The following is a 17318-nucleotide window of genomic DNA, read 5'->3' as shown; positions in this document are numbered from 1 at the left end:
GCAAATGGCAGAGATCACTGCAGCATTGGTTAAAGAACTGCGCGAGCGCACCGGCCAGGGCATGATGGAGTGCAAGAAGGCCCTGGTTGCCGCCGAAGGCGACATCGAGAAGGCCATCGACGACATGCGCGCTTCGGGCGCCATCAAGGCTGCCAAGAAGGCCGGCAACATCGCCGCCGAAGGTTCCATCGCGGTGAAAGTGGCCGACGACGCCAAGGCCGCCACCATCATCGAAGTCAACTCGCAGACCGACTTCCTGGCCCTGCAGGACGACTTCAAGAACTTCGTCGCCGCCAGCCTGGACAAGGCTTTCGCGCAGAAGCTGACCGACGCCGCTCCGCTGATCGCCGAGCAGGAGTCCGCCCGTGAAGCCCTGGTCGCCAAGTGCGGCGAGAACGTCAACATCCGTCGTCTGGCCCGCGCCGAAGGCGACGTGGTCGGCGCCTACCTGCACGGTCACCGCATCGGCGTACTGGTCACCCTGAAAGGCGGCAACGCTGAACTGGCCCGTGACATCGCCATGCACGTCGCCGCCAGCAACCCGCAGTTCCTGGACCCGTCGCAGGTTTCCGAAGACGCCGTGGCCAAGGAAAAGGAAATCTTCCTGGCGCTGAACGCCGACAAGATCGCCGGCAAGCCGGAAAACATCGTCGAGAACATGGTCAAGGGCCGCATCAACAAGTTCCTCGCCGAAGCCAGCCTGGTCGAGCAGCCGTTCGTCAAGGATCCGGAAGTCAAGGTCGGTGAACTGGCCAAGAAAGCCGGCGCCGAGATCGTCTCCTTCGTGCGCTTCGAAGTGGGCGAGGGCATCGAGAAGGCCGAGGCCGACTTCGCTGCCGAGGTTGCTGCTCAAGTAGCTGCGTCCAAGCAATAAGACGGTTTCCACCGTCGCCCCGGAAGAGGCTGCCCGCTCGCGCGTGCGGCCTCTTCGTCAAAGTGGGGAGACCATTCGGGGCGGTCTCCGCGGCTTCGCACCGTTCGTCGGTTCGCGGCGCTGCTAGCCTGGTAGGGCCAGGCTTCCCCGACAGGCGCCCGGACAGGCGCCCCGCATTCCACATCGCCGCAGGAGAAAAAGGTCATGGCTCAGCAGCTGAGCGCTCGTCAACCTCGCTATAAACGCATTCTTCTAAAACTGAGCGGCGAAGCCCTGATGGGCAGCGAAGAGTTCGGTATCGATCCGAAAGTCCTGGACCGCATGGCCCTGGAGATCGGCCAACTGGTCGGCATCGGCGTGCAGGTCGGCCTGGTCATCGGCGGCGGCAACCTGTTCCGCGGCGCGGCCCTGTCGGCGGCCGGCATGGACCGCGTCACCGGCGACCACATGGGCATGCTGGCCACCGTGATGAACGGCCTGGCCATGCGCGACGCCCTGGAGCGCTCCAACATCACCGCCATCGTCATGTCGGCCATCAGCATGGTCGGCGTCACCGACCACTACGACCGCCGCAAGGCCATGCGCCACCTCGCCAGCGGCGAAGTGGTGATCTTCTCCGCCGGTACCGGCAACCCCTTCTTCACCACCGACTCGGCCGCCTGCCTGCGCGCCATCGAAATCGATGCCGACGTGGTGCTGAAGGCGACCAAGGTCGATGGTGTGTACACTGCCGATCCGTTCAAGGACCCGAACGCCGAGAAGTTCGAGCGCCTGACCTACGATGAAGTGCTCGACCGCAAGCTGGGCGTGATGGACCTGACCGCCATCTGCCTGTGCCGCGACCAGAAAATGCCGCTGCGGGTGTTCAACATGAACAAGCCGGGCGCGCTGCTGAATATTGTTGTTGGTGGTGCCGAAGGCACCCTGATCGAGGAGGATTGACATGATCAACGAGATCAAGAAAGAAGCGCAGGAGCGCATGGGCAAGGCCCTGGAGGCCCTGGGTCACGCCTTCGCCAAGATCCGCACCGGCCGTGCGCACCCGAGCATCCTGGACAGCGTCATGGTGTCCTACTACGGCTCCGACACCCCGCTGCGCCAGGTCGCCAACGTCACCGTCGAGGATTCCCGCACCCTGGCCCTGAACGTGTTCGACAAGAGCATGATCCAGGCGGTCGAGAAGGCCATCATGACCTCCGACCTGGGCCTGAACCCGGCCACCGCCGGCACCACCATCCGCGTCCCCATGCCGGCCCTGACCGAGGAAACCCGCAAGGGCTTCACCAAGCAGGCCCGCGCCGAGGCCGAGCAGGCCCGCGTCTCCGTGCGCAACATCCGCCGCGACGCCCTGGCCCAGCTCAAGGACCTGCAGAAGGAAAAGGAAATCAGCGAGGACGAAGAGCGTCGCGCCGGGGACGAAGTGCAGAAGCTCACCGACAGGTTCGTCGCCGAGATCGACAAGGCCCTCGAGGCCAAGGAAACGGATCTGATGGCCGTCTGACGGCCAGGTTGCAGTCATGGACAAGACCAAGCAGGTGGCCGCGGTGCCACGTCACGTGGCCATCATCATGGACGGCAACAACCGCTGGGCGAAGAAGCGCCTGCTGCCCGGCGTTGCCGGGCACAAGGCCGGCGTCAGCGCGGTGCGTGCGGTGGTCAAGACCTGCGCCGAGGCCGGTGTCGAGGTCCTGACGTTGTTCGCCTTCTCCAGCGAGAACTGGCAGCGCCCGGTCGACGAGGTCGGCGCGCTCATGGAGCTGTTCCTCATGGCCCTGCGCCGCGAGGTGCGCAAGCTCGACGAGAACGGCATCCGCCTGCGCATCATCGGCGACCGCAGCCGCTTCCATCCGGAGCTGCAAGCCGCCATGCGCGAAGCGGAGAACCTCACCGCCGGCAACAAGGGGCTGCTGCTGCAGGTGGCGGCCAACTACGGCGGCCAGTGGGACATCACCCAGGCCGCCCAGCGCCTGGCCCGCGAAGTGCAGGCCGGGCACCTGGTGCCGGACGACATCACCCCCGAGCTGATCCAAGGTTGCCTGACCACCGGCGACCAGCCGTTGCCGGACCTGTGCATCCGCACCGGCGGCGAGCACCGCATCAGCAACTTCCTGTTGTGGCAGCTGGCCTACGCCGAGCTGTACTTCTCCGATCTCTACTGGCCGGACTTCAAGAGCGCGGCGATGCGCGAAGCGCTGGCCGACTATGCCACCCGCCAGCGTCGCTTCGGCAAGACCAGCGAGCAGGTGCAGGCCGAGGCCCCCCCGTCATGCTGAAACAACGGATCATCACGGCGCTGGTGCTGCTGCCCATCGCGCTGGGTGGTTTCTTCCTCCTCGATGGCCTCGCCTTCGCGCTGTTCATCGGCCTGGTGGTGACCCTCGGCGCCTGGGAATGGGCGCGCCTGGCCGGCTACAACGAGCAGCCGGCCCGCGTCGGCTATGCCGGCGTGGTCGCGCTGCTCATGCTGCTGCTGTACTGGCTGCCGCAGCTGGCCGGCGCCGTGCTGCTGCTGGCGGTGTTCTGGTGGCTGCTGGCGACCGTGATGGTGCTCACCTACCCGGACAGCGCCTCCAGATGGGGCGGCCGCTGGCGCCGCCTGCTGATCGGCCTGCTGATCCTGCTGCCGGCCTGGCAGGGGTTGGTGGTGCTCAAACAGTGGCCGCTGGCCAACTGGCTGATAGTCGCGGTCATGGTGCTGGTCTGGGCCGCCGACATCGGCGCCTATTTCTCCGGTAAGGCCTTCGGCAAGCGCAAGCTGGCGCCGCGGGTCAGCCCCGGCAAGAGTTGGGAAGGCTTCTACGGCGGCCTGGCGCTGAGCCTGGCGATCACCTTCGCGGTGGCCATCTACCGTGACTGGTCGGTGCGCGAACTGCTGCTGGCGCTGCCCTGCGCGGCCGTGGTGGTGGCGCTGTCGGTGGTCGGCGACCTGACCGAGAGCATGTTCAAGCGCGAATCGGGCCTGAAGGACAGCAGCAACCTGCTGCCCGGCCACGGCGGCGTCCTCGACCGCATCGACAGCCTGACCGCGGCCATCCCGGTCTTCACCGTGCTGCTCTGGGCCAGCGGTTGGGGCACGCCATGAGCGCGCCGCAGCAAGTCTGCGTGCTGGGGGCCACCGGCTCCATCGGCCTGAGCACCCTGGACGTCCTCGCGCGGCATCCGCAGCGCTACAGCGTCTTCGCCATCACCGGGCATTCCCGTCTCGCCGAGCTGGAGGCCCTGTGTTTGGCCCACCGGCCGCGTTTCGCGGTGGTCGCCAGCGACGAGCAGGCCCGCCATCTGCAGGGCGCCCTGCAGGCCGAAGGCCTGGCCACTCGCGTACTGGTGGGCGAGCCGGGGCTGTGCGAAGTCGCCGGCCATCCGGACGTGGACGTGGTCATGGCGGCCATCGTCGGCGCCGCCGGCCTCAAGCCGACCCTGGCGGCGGTGCAGGCCGGCAAGCGCGTGCTGCTGGCCAACAAGGAGGCGCTGGTGATGTCCGGCGCCCTGTTCATGCACGAAGTGCAGGCCCACGGCGCGGTGCTGCTGCCGATCGACAGCGAGCACAATGCCATCTTCCAGTGCATGCCCGGTGACTACGCCCGGGGCCTGGGCCAGGTCGGCGTGCGACGCATCCTGCTGACCGCCTCCGGCGGCCCGTTCCGCGAGACGCCGCTGGATCAACTGTCAGAAGTTTCCCCGGAGCAGGCCTGTGCCCACCCCAACTGGTCCATGGGGCGGAAGATTTCCGTCGACTCGGCCAGCATGATGAACAAGGGCCTGGAACTGATCGAGGCCTGCTGGCTGTTCGATGCCCCGCCGTCGAAGGTGGAGGTGGTGATCCATCCGCAGAGCGTGATCCATTCCCTGGTCGACTACGTGGATGGCTCGGTGCTCGCCCAGTTGGGCAACCCCGACATGCGCACACCCATCGCCCACGCCCTGGCCTGGCCCGAGCGCATCGACTCCGGGGTGTCGCCGCTGGATCTGTTCGGCATCGCCCGCCTGGACTTCCAGGCCCCCGACGAACAGCGCTTCCCCTGCCTGCGCCTGGCGCGTCAGGCGGCCGAGGCGGGCGGCAGCGCGCCGGCGATGCTCAATGCCGCCAACGAGGTGGCGGTGGCCGCATTCCTCGAACGGCGCATCCGTTTCACCGAGATCGCGGTTATCATCGACGAGGTGCTGAACCGCGAGGCTGCCGCGCCGGTCGAAAGCCTCGACGTGGTGCTGGAGGCCGACCGCCGTGCGCGCGAAGCCGCGCAGGCCTGGTTGCATGGGCGTGGTCGCTAGGCCCTGAGCCCTGGAGGTAGAGATGAGCGCACTTTACATGGTCGTCGGGCTGATCATCGCCCTTGGCGTCCTGGTGACATTCCACGAGTTCGGTCACTTCTGGGTGGCGCGCCGCTGTGGGGTCAGGGTGCTGCGCTTCTCGGTGGGCTTCGGCACGCCCCTGGTGCGCTGGCACGACCGCCACGGCACCGAATTCGTGGTGGCCGCCATTCCCCTGGGCGGCTACGTGAAGATGCTCGACGAGCGCGAGGGCGAGGTGCCCCTCGACCAGCTCGACCAGGCCTTCAACCGCAAGACGGTATTCCAGCGCATCGCCATAGTCGCGGCCGGCCCTGTGGCCAACTTCCTGCTGGCCATCCTGTTCTTCTGGATCCTCGCCATGCTGGGCACCCAGCAGGTGCGCCCGGTCATCGGCTCCATCGTGCCCGACAGCCCGGCGGCGCTGGGCGGCCTGGCCGCCGGCCAGGAAGTGCTGGCGGTGGATGGCGAGCCGGTGGACGGCTGGGCGGCGGTCAACCTGCGCCTGGTGCGGCGCCTGGGCGAGACCGGCGAGCTGAGCGTCAGTGTGCGCGAGCCGGGCTCCTCGGCGCAGAGCCTGCACCAGTTGCCGATCAAGGCCTGGCTGAAGAGCGCGGACAACCCCGATCCCATCGGCGGCCTGGGCATCCAGCCGTGGCGCCCGGCCATGCCGCCGGTGATCGCCGAGCTGGACCCGCAGGGCCCCGGCAAGGCCGCGGGCCTGGCCATCGGCGACCGGCTGCTGCGGGTGGACGGCCAGGCGGTGGACGACTGGCAGCAGGTGGTCGACAAGGTACGCGCTCGTCCGGAGCAGTCCGTGAGCATTGCCCTGCTGCGCGACGGCCAGGAGCGCGAGCTGACCCTGAAACTGGCGGCGAAAGGCGAGGGCAAGGCCCGTGCCGGTTACCTGGGGGCCGGTGTGGCCGGTGGCCAGTGGCCGGCGGAAATGCTCCGCGAAGTCAGCTTCGGTCCGGTCGCCGCGGTGGGCGAAGCGCTCTCCCGAACCTGGTCGATGAGTCTGCTAACCCTGGATTCTCTAAAGAAAATGGTGCTGGGCCAGCTCTCGGTAAAAAACTTGAGCGGGCCGATAACCATTGCTAAAGTGGCGGGCGCTTCGGCCCAGTCCGGCGTAGGGGATTTTCTGCATTTCCTCGCCTATCTGAGCATTAGTTTGGGGGTGCTCAACCTGTTGCCGATTCCCGTCCTCGATGGCGGGCATCTGCTGTTCTACCTGGTCGAGTGGGTGCGTGGCCGCCCATTGTCAGAGCGGGTCCAGGCTTGGGGGATGCAGATCGGCATCAGCCTGGTCGTTGGGGTCATGTTGCTGGCCCTGGTCAACGATCTGAGTCGACTGTAGCTGCCATTGGGTTTCTGATCTGCCGCCTCACGCGGCAGATTCTTTATTTGTCAGTTGGAAAAAAAGGACTCCATGAAACGCTTTCTGTTACCCGCGGCTCTTTCCGCGTTGATGATCGCCCAGGTTCACGCAGAGTCCTTCACAGTTTCCGACATCCGCGTCAACGGCCTGCAGCGCGTATCCGCGGGTAGCGTGTTCGCCGCCCTGCCGCTGAACGTCGGTGACCAGATCGATGACCGCCGTCTGGTCGAGGCGACCCGCTCGCTGTTCAAGACCGGCTTCTTCCAGGATATCCACCTCGGCCGCGATGGCAACGTACTGGTCATCGACGTGGTCGAGCGCCCGTCCATCTCCAGCATCGAGATCGAAGGCAACAAGGCCATCAGCACCGAAGACCTGATGAAGGGCCTCAAGCAGTCCGGCCTGGCCGAAGGCGAAATCTTCCAGCGCGCCACCCTCGAAGGCGTGCGCAACGAGCTGCAGCGCCAGTACGTGGCCCAGGGCCGCTACTCGGCCAACATCGAGACCCAGGTCACTCCGCAGCCGCGCAACCGCGTGGCGCTGAAGATCACTGTCAACGAAGGCACGGTCGCAGCCATCGCCCACGTCAACGTGGTCGGCAACACCGTGTTCTCCGACGAGGACCTGACCGGCCTCTTCGAGCTGAAGGAAACCAACTGGCTGTCCTTCTTCAAGAACGACGACAAGTATTCCCGCGAGAAGCTCTCCGGCGACCTGGAACGTCTGCGCTCCTACTACCTGGACCGCGGCTACATCCACATGGACATCGCTTCCACCCAGGTGTCCATCACGCCGGACAAGAAGCACGTCTACATCACCGTCAACATCAACGAGGGTGAGAAGTACAAGGTCCGCGACGTGAAGCTGACCGGCGACCTCAAGGTGCCGGAAGAGGAAATCAAGAAGCTGATGCTGGTCGAGCCGGGCCAGGTGTTCTCGCGCAAGGTGATGACCTCCACCTCCGACCTGATCACCCGCCGCCTGGGTAACGAGGGCTACACCTTCGCCAACGTCAACGGCGTGCCGGAAGCCCATGACGACGACAAGACCGTGTCCATCACCTACGTGGTCGACCCGGGCAAGCGCGCCTACGTCAACCGCATCAACTTCCGCGGCAACACCAAGACCGAAGACCAGGTGCTGCGCCGCGAGATGCGCCAGATGGAAGGCGGCTGGGCTTCCACCTACCTGATCGACCAGTCCAAGCAGCGCCTGGAGCGCCTGGGCTACTTCAAGACGGTCAACGTCGAGACCCCGGCCGTTCCGGGCACCGACGACCAGGTGGACGTCAACTACAGCGTGGAAGAGCAGCCCTCCGGCTCCATCACCGCCAGCATCGGCTTCGCCCAGGATGCCGGCCTGATCCTCGGCGGCTCGATCAGCCAGAACAACTTCCTGGGTACCGGCAACAAGGTCAGCATCGGCCTGACCAAGTCCGACTACCAGACCCGCTACAACTTCGGCTTCGTCGACCCCTACTGGACCGTCGACGGCGTGAGCCTGGGCTACAACGCCTTCTACCGCAAGACCGACTACGACAAGCTCGACGTCGACGTCTCCGACTACTCGGTGAACAGCCTCGGCGCCGGCGTCAGCATCGGCTACCCGATCAGCGAGACCTCGCGCCTGACCTACGGCCTGACCGTGCAGCGCGACACCATCGACACCGGCGCCTACACCGTCGACGAGATCTTCGACTTCCTCGAGAAGGAAGGCGACAACTTCACCAACTTCAAGGCCTCCATCGGCTGGTCCGAGTCCACCCTGAACAAGGGCGTGCTGGCCACCCGCGGCCACTCGCAAAGCCTGGTGCTGGAATCGACCATCCCCGGCAGCGACCTGTCGTTCTACAAGCTGGACTATCGCGGCCAGATCTTCGCGCCGCTGTCCGACACCTACACCATGCGCTTCCACACCGAGCTGGGCTACGGCGACGGCTACGGCTCCACCGATCGCCTGCCGTTCTACGAGAACTACTACGCCGGCGGCTTCAACTCGGTGCGCGGCTTCAAGGACAGCTCCCTCGGCCCGCGCAGTACGCCGAGCGTCGCCGACCCCGCGACCAGCGTCGTGTCGGGTGGCCCCGACGCCCGTGGCCGCTACACTGACCCGGACCAGGATCCGCAGGCCTTCGGTGGTAACGTGATGATCACCGGCGGCGCCGAACTGCTGTTCCCGCTGCCCTTCGTCAAGGACCAGAGCCAACTGCGTACCGTGCTGTTCTGGGACGTGGGCAACGTGTTCGACTCCGACTGCCCGCTGTCCACCACCCAGGGTTGCGACGGTATCAAGCTGAACGACATGGCCATGTCCGTGGGTGTCGGTCTGACCTGGATCACCGCGCTCGGCCCGCTGAGCTTCAGCCTCGGTACCCCGATCAAGAAGCCGGACAACGCGGAAACCCAGATCTTCCAGTTCTCCCTGGGGCAGACCTTCTGATTCGCCATCTTGTTGTATAGACAACCTAGCTTTGTGCAGGAGTGCAATGTGCGTAAGTTGACCCAGTTCGTCCTGATCACCGCCGCCCTGATGGCGAGCCCCGCGTTCGCCGACATGAAGATCGCGGTGCTCAACTACCAGATGGCGCTCCTCGAGTCCGATGCGGCCAAGCAGTACGCCGTCGACGCCGAGAAGAAATTCGGCCCGCAACTGACCAAGCTGCGCGCCCTGGAAAGCGACGCCAAGGCCCTGCAGGACAAGCTGGTCAACGGCGGCAGCAAGCTGTCCAAGTCCGAGCGCGACAAGGCCGAGGACGACTTCAAGCAGAAGGCCCGCGACTTCCAGTTCCAGTCCAAGGAGCTGAACGAAGCCAAGGCCTCCGCTGACCGCGAAATGCTCAAGAAGCTCAAGCCGAAGCTGGACCAGGCCGTCGAGGAAACCATCAAGAAGGGCGGCTACGACCTGGTGGTCGAGCGCGGCGCGGTGGTCGACGTCAAACCCCAGTACGACATCACCCGCCAGGTCATCGAGCGGATGAACCAGCTGCGCTGATGATGAGCCCGCGGTCCCATACCCTCGCCGAACTGGCCGCTCAGCTCCAGGCGGAGCTGCGTGGCGACCCGGCCGTGGTCATCCACGGCCTGGCCACCCTGCAGGATGCCGGCCCGGAGCAACTGAGTTTCCTGGCCAACCCGCAGTACCGCAAGTTCCTGGCCGACAGCCGGGCCGGCGCGGTGCTGCTCACCGCCGCCGACGCCGAAGGCTTCACCGGCAACGCGCTGGTGGTGCCCGACCCCTACCTGGCCTACGCCGGGTTGTCGCACCAGTTCGATCCCAAGCCCAGGGCGCTTGCCGGCATCCATCCCACCGCGGTGGTCGATGCCAGCGCCAGCGTCGATCCCGCGGCCAGCATCGGCCCCTACGTGGTGATCGAGGCCGGCGCGCAGATCGGCGCCGGCGTCACCCTCGGCGCCCACTGCTTCGTCGGCGCGCGCAGCGTGATCGGCGAGGGCGGTTGGCTGGCCCCGCGCGTGACCCTCTACCACGACGTGCGCATCGGCAAGCGCGTGGTCATCCAGTCCGGCGCCGTGCTCGGCGGCGAAGGCTTCGGCTTCGCCAAGCAGCAGGGCGTCTGGCAGAAGATCGCGCAGATCGGCGGCGTCACCATTGGCGACGACGTCGAGATCGGCGCCAACACCACCATCGACCGTGGTGCGCTGTCCGATACCCTGGTTGGCAACGGCGTCAAGCTGGACAACCAGATCATGATCGCGCACAACGTACAGATCGGCGATCACACCGCCATGGCCGGCTGCTGCGGGATTTCCGGCAGCGCCAAGATCGGCAGGCATTGCATGCTCGCCGGCGGCGTCGGCCTGGTCGGACACATCGAGATCTGCGACAACGTCTTCGTCACCGGCATGACCATGGTCACCCGCTCGATCACCGAGCCGGGCGCCTACTCATCCGGCACGGCCATGCAGCCCGCCGCTGAATGGAAGAAGAGCGCTGCCCGTATTCGCCAGTTGGACGACATGGCCCGTCGTCTGCAACAGCTGGAAAAGCGCCTGGCCGCCGTGACCCCGAGCGGAGACACTCCATCTGATGCGTGAGTCACGCATTTTTTGGCGTTTCCCTTTTCTGAACAGGCTCCCCTGAACATGATGGACATCAACGAGATTCGCGAATACCTGCCTCATCGCTACCCCTTCCTGCTGGTGGACCGGGTGGTAGAGCTGGACATCGAAGGCAAGCGCATTCGCGCCTACAAGAATGTCAGCATCAACGAGCCGTTCTTCAATGGCCACTTCCCGCAGCACCCGATCATGCCCGGTGTGCTGATCATCGAGGCCATGGCCCAGGCGGCCGGCATCCTCGGCTTCAAGATGCTCGATGTGAAGCCGGCCGACGGCACCCTGTACTACTTCGTCGGCTCCGACAAGCTGCGCTTCCGCCAGCCGGTGCTGCCGGGCGACCAGTTGAACCTGCATGCCCAGTTCATCAGCGTGAAGCGCGGCATCTGGAAGTTCGACTGCCACGCCACCGTCGATGACAAGCCGGTGTGCTCGGCCGAAATCATCTGTGCGGAACGCAAACTATGAGTTTGATCGATCCTCGCGCCATCATCGATCCGCGGGCAAAGCTGGCCGACGACGTAGAGGTGGGCCCCTGGTCCATCGTCGGGCCGGATGTGGAAATCGGCGAAGGTACGGTGATCGGTCCGCACGTGGTGCTCAAGGGCCCCACGAAGATCGGCAGACACAACCGGATTTTCCAGTTCTCCAGCGTCGGCGAGGACACTCCCGACCTGAAGTACAAGGGCGAGCCGACTCGCCTGGTGATCGGCGACCACAACGTGATCCGCGAGGGTGTGACCATCCACCGCGGCACCATCCAGGACCGCTCGGAAACCACCATCGGCGACCACAATCTGTTCATGGCCTACGTCCACGTCGGCCATGACAGCGTGATCGGCAACCACTGCATCCTGGTCAACAACACCGCGCTGGCTGGCCACGTGCACGTGGACGACTGGGCGATCCTCTCCGGCTACACCCTGGTGCACCAGTTCTGCCGCATCGGCGCCCACAGCTTCTCCGGCATGGGCACCGCCATCGGCAAGGACGTGCCGGCCTACGTGACCGTCTTCGGCAACCCCGCCGAGGCGCGCAGCATGAACTTCGAGGGCATGCGCCGCCGCGGCTTCAGTGCCGAGGCCATCCACGCCCTGCGCCGGGCCTACAAGGTGGTGTACCGCCAGGGCCTGACCGTGGAGGAGGCGCTCGCCGAGCTGGCCGAATCCGCCGCGCAGTTCCCGGAAGTCGCGGTGTTCTGCGACTCCATCCAGAGCGCCACCCGCGGCATCACCCGCTGACCATGGCTGCGGGCACCGGCAAGCTGCGCGTCGCCCTGGTGGCGGGCGAGGCCTCGGGGGACATCCTTGGCGCCGGCCTGATGCAGGCCCTGCGCGAACGCCACCCCGAGGTCGAGTTCATCGGCGTGGGCGGTGCGCGCATGCAGGCCCAGGGCCTGGTTTCCGAATTCCCCATGGAGCGCCTGGCGGTCATGGGCCTGGTCGAGGTCCTCGGCCGCCTGCGCGAGCTGCTGCGCCGGCGCAAGGACCTGGTCCGCAACCTGATACTCGCGCGCCCCGACGTCTTCATCGGCATCGACGCACCGGACTTCAACCTCGGGCTGGAGCTGCAACTGCGCCGCGCCGGCATTCGCACCGTGCACTACGTCAGCCCCTCGGTCTGGGCCTGGCGGCAGAAGCGCGTGCTGAAGATCAAGCAGGCCTGCGACCTGATGCTGGCGCTGTTCCCCTTCGAGGCGAAGTTCTACGAAGAGCACGGCGTGCCGGTGCGCTTCGTCGGCCATCCGCTGGCCAACACCATCCCCCTGGAAGCCGACCGCGCCGCCGCGCGCGAGCAGCTCGGCCTGCCGGCCGACGCCCAGGTGGTGGCGCTGCTGCCGGGCAGCCGCGGTGGCGAGGTGGGCAAGCTCGGCGCACTGTTCCTGGATACCGCCGAACGCCTGCTGCAGCAGCGCCCGGGCCTGCGCTTCGTGCTGCCCTGCGCCAGCCCCGAGCGGCGCGCACAACTGGAGCAGATGCTGCAGGGCCGCCAACTGCCGCTGCAACTGCTCGACGGACAGTCCCACGAGGCCCTGGCTGCCTGTGACGCGGTGCTGATCGCCTCCGGCACAGCGACCCTCGAAGCGCTGCTGTACAAGCGGCCGATGGTCGTGGCCTACAAGGTCGCGCCGCTGACCTATGCCATCCTCAAGCGCCTGGTGAAGAGCCCCTACATCTCGCTGCCCAACCTGCTCGCCGGGCGCCTGCTGGCCCCCGAGCTGATCCAGGACGCGGCGACCCCCGAGGCCCTGGCGCAACACCTGTTGCCGCTGCTGGACGACGGCAGCGCGCAGACCGAATCCTTCGACGCCATCCACCGCGCCCTGCGCCAGGATGCGTCCGCGCAGGCCGCCGAAGCGGTGCTCGCCCTGGTGGAGAAACGCTGATGCAGATGGGCCTGGATTTCGACCTGGTCGAGGAACTGGTGGCCGGTGTCGACGAAGTGGGCCGCGGCCCGCTCTGCGGCCCGGTAGTCACCGCCGCGGTGATCCTCGACCCGGCGCGGCCGATCATCGGCCTGAACGACTCGAAGAAACTCAGCGAGGCGCGCCGCGAGGTGCTGTTCGACGAAATCCGCGAGAAGGCCCTGGCCTGGTTCATCGCCCGCGCCGAGGTCGAGGAGATCGACCGGCTGAACATCCTCCACGCCACCATGCTGGCCATGCAGCGCGCGGTGGAGGGCCTGAGCGTCACCCCGAAACTGGCGCTGATCGACGGCAACCGCTGCCCGAAACTCAGGGTGCCGGCGGCCCCGGTGGTGCAGGGCGATGCCAAGGTGCCGGCCATCGCCGCCGCTTCCATCCTGGCCAAGGTCTCCCGCGACCGCGAGATGCAGGAAATGGAAGCCCTCTACCCGGGCTACGGCATCGGCGGGCACAAGGGCTACCCGACCCCGGTGCACCTGGAAGCCCTCAAGCGCCTGGGCCCGACGCCCATCCACCGACGCTCCTTCGCCCCGGTGCGCGCGCTGCTGGAAAGCCCGTCCGGCATCCTCTGAGCGCCGCAGGGTGGCAGTGGCGATCTGAAGCCTGTAGCTTTGCGGAGCGGGCCGGTACAATCGGCCGCTTATCGTTTCTGCGTTGCATAGGACCACCATGACCGCCTCCTTCGTCCACCTGCGTCTGCACTCCGAGTACTCCCTGGTCGACGGCCTGGTCAGGGTCAAACCGTTGTGCAAGGCAGTGGCCGGCGCCGGCATGCCGGCGGTGGCGATCACCGACCAGAGCAACATGTGCTCGCTGGTGAAGTTCTACAAGACCGCCATGGGCGCCGGCATCAAGCCGATCTGCGGCGCCGACATCTGGCTGGCCAGCCGCGACGACGACGGCCCGCTCAGCCGCCTGAGCCTGCTGGTGATGAACGCCAAGGGCTACCGCAACCTCACCGAGCTGATCTCCCGCGGCTGGCAGGAAGGCCAGCGCAACGGCGAGATCATCATCGAGCGCGACTGGGTGAAAGAGGCCGCCGAAGGCCTGATCGCGCTGTCCGCGGCCAAGGAAGGGGAGATCGGCCACGCCCTGCTCGACGGCGAGGACGCGCTGGCCGACTCGCTGCTGGCCGAGTGGATGGAAGTCTTCCCCGACCGCTTCTACCTGGAAGTGCAGCGCACCGCGCGGGTCAACGACGAGGAACACCTGCACGCCGCCGTGGCGCTGGCCGAGCGCAGCGGCGCGCCGCTGGTGGCCACCAATGACGTGCGCTTCATCAGGCAGGAAGACTTCGAGGCCCACGAGACCCGCGTGTGCATCGGCGAAGGCCGCGCCCTGGACGACCCGCGCCGCTCGCGCAACTACTCCGACCAGCAGTACCTGAAATCGCCGGCGGAAATGGCCGAGCTGTTCAGCGACCTGCCCGAGGCCCTGGAAAACACCGTCGAGATCGCCAAGCGCTGCAACATCGAAGTGCAGCTGGGCAAGTACTTCCTGCCCAACTTCCCGATTCCCATCGAAGGCATGGACATCAACGACTACCTGCGCCATGTCTCCTACGAGGGGCTGGAGGAGCGCCTGGAGGTGCTGCTGCCCAAGGACACGCCGAACTACGAGGAAAAGCGCCAGGTCTACGTCGACCGCCTGGAGTTCGAGTTGGGCACCATCATCCAGATGGGCTTCCCCGGCTACTTCCTGATCGTGATGGACTTCATCAAGTGGGCCAAGAACAACGGCGTGCCGGTGGGGCCAGGCCGGGGTTCGGGTGCCGGCTCGCTGGTTGCCTACGTGCTGAAGATCACCGACCTCGACCCGCTGGCCTACGACCTGCTGTTCGAGCGCTTCCTCAACCCCGAACGTATCTCCATGCCCGACTTCGACGTGGACTTCTGCATGGAAGGCCGTGACCGGGTGATCGACTACGTGGCCGACGCCTACGGGCGCAACGCGGTGAGCCAGATCATCACCTTCGGCTCCATGGCCGCCAAGGCGGTGGTGCGCGACGTGGCGCGGGTGCAGGGCAAGTCCTACGGCCTGGCCGACAAGCTGTCGAAGATGATCCCCTTCGAAGTCGGCATGACCCTGGACAAGGCCTTCGAGCAGGAGGAAATGCTCCGCGACTTCCTCAAGTCCGACGAGGAAGCCCAGGAAATCTGGGACATGGCCCTGAAGCTGGAAGGCGTCACCCGCGGCACCGGCAAGCACGCCGGCGGCGTGGTGATCGCGCCGACCAAGCTCACCGACTTCTCGCCCATCGCCTGCGACGAAGAGGGCGGCGGCCTGGTGACCCAGTTCGACAAGGACGACGTGGAGGCCGCCGGCCTGGTGAAGTTCGACTTCCTCGGCCTGCGCACCCTGACCATCATCAAGTGGGCGATGGAGATCATCCATCGCAAACAGCAGAAAGCCGGCGACGAGAACCTGGTCGACATCGACCGCATCCCGCTGGACGACAAGAAGACCTACGACCTGCTGCAGAAGGCCGAGACCACCGCGGTGTTCCAGCTGGAATCGCGCGGCATGAAGGAGCTGATCAAGAAGCTCAAGCCGGACTGCCTGGAAGACCTCATCGCCCTGGTGGCGCTGTTCCGCCCCGGCCCGCTGCAGTCGGGCATGGTGGACGACTTCATCAACCGTAAGCACGGCCGCGAGGAAATCTCCTACCCGCACCCGGATTACCAGTACCCGGGCCTGGAGCCGGTGCTCAAGCCCACCTACGGCATCATCCTGTACCAGGAACAGGTGATGCAGATCGCCCAGGTGATGGCCGGCTACACCCTCGGCGGCGCGGACATGCTGCGCCGCGCCATGGGCAAGAAGAAGCCCGAGGAGATGGCCAAGCAGCGCGGCGGCTTCATCGAAGGCTGCGCCAACAACGGCATCGACAAGGACCTGGCGGGTAACATCTTCGACCTGGTGGAAAAGTTCGCCGGCTATGGCTTCAACAAGTCGCACTCGGCCGCCTACGGCCTGGTCTCCTACCAGACCGCCTGGCTGAAGACGCACTGGGCCGCGCCCTTCATGGCCGCGGTACTCACCGCGGATATGCAGAACACCGACAAGGTGGTGACGCTGATCGAAGAATGCCGGCACATGAAGCTGCGCATCGTCGCCCCGGACGTGAACAACTCCGAATTCCGCTTCACCGTCGACGACGACAACCAGATCGTCTACGGCCTGGGCGCGATCAAGGGCGTCGGCGAAGGCCCGGTGGAAGCCATCACCGAATGCCGCGCCGAGGGCGGGCCGTTCAAGGACCTGTTCGACTTCTGCGACCGCATCGACCTCAAGCGCATCAACAAGCGCACCCTCGATGCGCTGATCCGCGCCGGCGCGCTGGACCGCCTGGGCCCGTATTTCCACGAAGAGCCCAAGGCCTACCTGGCCGACATCGACCGCAACCGCGCGGTGCTGCTGGCGTCCATGGAGGAAGCCATCAAGGCCGCCGAGCAGACCTCGCGCAGCCACGACAGCGGCCACATGGACCTGTTCGGCGGGCTGTTCGCCGAGCCCGAGGCCGACGTCTACGCCAACCACCGCAAGGCCAAGGAACTGACCCTCAAGGAACGCCTGAAAGGCGAGAAGGATACCCTTGGCCTGTACCTCACCGGCCACCCGATCGACGAGTACGAAGGCGAGGTGCGCCGCTTTGCCCGCCAGCGCATCGTCGAACTGAAGCCGGCGCGCGACACCCAGACCGTCGCCGGGCTGATCGTCAACCTGCGGGTGATGAAGAACAAGCGCGGCGACAAGATGGGCTTCGTCACCCTCGACGACCGCTCCGGGCGCATCGAGGCCTCGCTGTTCGCCGAGGCCTTCGCCGCCAACCAGGGCCTGCTGCAGACCGACGCCATGGTGGTGATCGAGGGCGAGGTCAGCCAGGACGACTTCTCCGGCGGCCTGCGCCTGCGCGCCAAGCGCGTGATGGGCCTGGAGGAGGCGCGCACCGCGCTGGCCGAGAGCCTGCGGCTGAAGGTCGCGGCGGACGCGCTCAAGGGCGACCGCCTGCGCTGGCTGGCCGAGCTGTGCGGCCGCCATCGCGGCAACTGCCCGGTCACCGTCGACTACAGTTCCAGCGACGCCCGCGCCCTGCTGCAGTTCGGCGAAGACTGGCGCATCGACCCGGCCGATGCGCTGATTCAGGCATTGCGTGACCAGTTCGGACGCGACAACGTCTTCCTCAACTACCGCTAGCGTGGCCGGTGGCCGAACGCCGCCCGCCCGCCAGTCTCGACCCTGGGCGCCCGATACCGTAAGGTAGGGCGCCATACGGACCAG

The 17318-nt window shown here is 66.3% G+C and carries 15 protein-coding genes; all 15 read left to right on the top strand.

Translation table 11 applies throughout. The features are described from left to right. Nucleotides 1–4: 4 nt before the first annotated feature. The 15 genes from tsf to dnaE all read left to right on the top strand — a co-directional run bounded on the left by tsf (nt 5) and on the right by dnaE (nt 17234). Entirely contained in the window at nt 5–874 is an 870-nt protein-coding gene (tsf, locus tag M8R19_RS07950; protein WP_249917489.1) for a translation elongation factor Ts, read from the top strand. A gap of 204 nt (nt 875–1078) precedes the next feature. Continuing rightward, complete coding sequence (gene pyrH / locus M8R19_RS07945; protein ID WP_009616635.1) at nt 1079–1816, top strand: UMP kinase; 738 nt, start codon at nt 1079–1081, stop codon at nt 1814–1816. Nucleotide 1817: 1 nt separating this feature from the next. Further along, a complete protein-coding gene (gene frr, locus M8R19_RS07940; protein ID WP_074985309.1) occupies nt 1818–2375 on the top strand; it encodes a ribosome recycling factor in 558 nt (185 codons plus the stop codon). Between the two features lie 16 nt (nt 2376–2391). Further along, nucleotides 2392–3147, top strand: coding sequence for a polyprenyl diphosphate synthase (uppS, locus tag M8R19_RS07935; RefSeq protein WP_116423027.1), 756 nt, complete (start codon nt 2392–2394; stop codon nt 3145–3147). After that, nucleotides 3141–3956, top strand: a complete 816-nt coding sequence (locus M8R19_RS07930; protein WP_249917488.1) for a phosphatidate cytidylyltransferase — start codon at nt 3141–3143, stop codon at nt 3954–3956. The genes uppS and M8R19_RS07930 overlap by 7 nt, the downstream gene beginning before the upstream one ends. Continuing rightward, entirely contained in the window at nt 3953–5143 is a 1191-nt protein-coding gene (gene ispC / locus M8R19_RS07925; RefSeq protein WP_249917487.1) for a 1-deoxy-D-xylulose-5-phosphate reductoisomerase, read from the top strand. The genes M8R19_RS07930 and ispC overlap by 4 nt, the downstream gene beginning before the upstream one ends. Before the next feature lie 22 nt (nt 5144–5165). Continuing rightward, nucleotides 5166–6518, top strand: coding sequence for an RIP metalloprotease RseP (gene rseP / locus M8R19_RS07920; RefSeq protein WP_043271186.1), 1353 nt, complete (start codon nt 5166–5168; stop codon nt 6516–6518). A gap of 72 nt (nt 6519–6590) precedes the next feature. Then, nucleotides 6591–8978 carry an outer membrane protein assembly factor BamA gene (bamA, locus tag M8R19_RS07915; RefSeq protein WP_249917486.1) on the top strand — a complete coding sequence of 796 codons (2388 nt, stop codon included), beginning with the start codon at nt 6591–6593 and terminating at the stop codon, nt 8976–8978. 48 nt (nt 8979–9026) lie between these two features. Further along, the gene (locus M8R19_RS07910; RefSeq protein ID WP_074985541.1) at nt 9027–9530 is read left to right on the top strand and encodes an OmpH/Skp family outer membrane protein; all 504 of its coding nucleotides are present in this window, start codon (nt 9027–9029) and stop codon (nt 9528–9530) included. Beyond that, nucleotides 9530–10591 carry a UDP-3-O-(3-hydroxymyristoyl)glucosamine N-acyltransferase gene (gene lpxD, locus M8R19_RS07905; RefSeq protein ID WP_116423029.1) on the top strand — a complete coding sequence of 354 codons (1062 nt, stop codon included), beginning with the start codon at nt 9530–9532 and terminating at the stop codon, nt 10589–10591. Before M8R19_RS07910 ends, lpxD begins: the two co-directional genes overlap by 1 nt. Nucleotides 10592–10639: 48 nt before the next feature. After that, a complete protein-coding gene (gene fabZ, locus M8R19_RS07900) occupies nt 10640–11080 on the top strand; it encodes a 3-hydroxyacyl-ACP dehydratase FabZ (RefSeq protein ID WP_009616653.1) in 441 nt (146 codons plus the stop codon). Beyond that, entirely contained in the window at nt 11077–11853 is a 777-nt protein-coding gene (lpxA, locus tag M8R19_RS07895) for an acyl-ACP--UDP-N-acetylglucosamine O-acyltransferase (protein ID WP_009616654.1), read from the top strand. The genes fabZ and lpxA overlap by 4 nt, the downstream gene beginning before the upstream one ends. 2 nt (nt 11854–11855) lie before the next feature. Further along, on the top strand, nt 11856–12998 hold the full coding sequence (lpxB, locus tag M8R19_RS07890) for a lipid-A-disaccharide synthase (protein ID WP_058490929.1): 1143 nt from the start codon (nt 11856–11858) through the stop codon (nt 12996–12998). Further along, nucleotides 12998–13609, top strand: a complete 612-nt coding sequence (gene rnhB / locus M8R19_RS07885) for a ribonuclease HII (RefSeq protein WP_074985537.1) — start codon at nt 12998–13000, stop codon at nt 13607–13609. Before lpxB ends, rnhB begins: the two co-directional genes overlap by 1 nt. A 97-nt stretch (nt 13610–13706) precedes the next feature. Beyond that, nucleotides 13707–17234 (top strand): DNA polymerase III subunit alpha, encoded by a 3528-nt coding sequence (dnaE, locus tag M8R19_RS07880; RefSeq protein ID WP_249917485.1) that lies wholly within the window; start codon nt 13707–13709, stop codon nt 17232–17234. Nucleotides 17235–17318: the final 84 nt, after the last annotated feature.

Source organism: Pseudomonas sp. R3.Fl (genome assembly GCF_023516765.1).
Lineage (GTDB): Bacteria > Pseudomonadota > Gammaproteobacteria > Pseudomonadales > Pseudomonadaceae > Pseudomonas > Pseudomonas citronellolis.
This window is presented reverse-complemented; position numbering and strand designations above follow the sequence as displayed.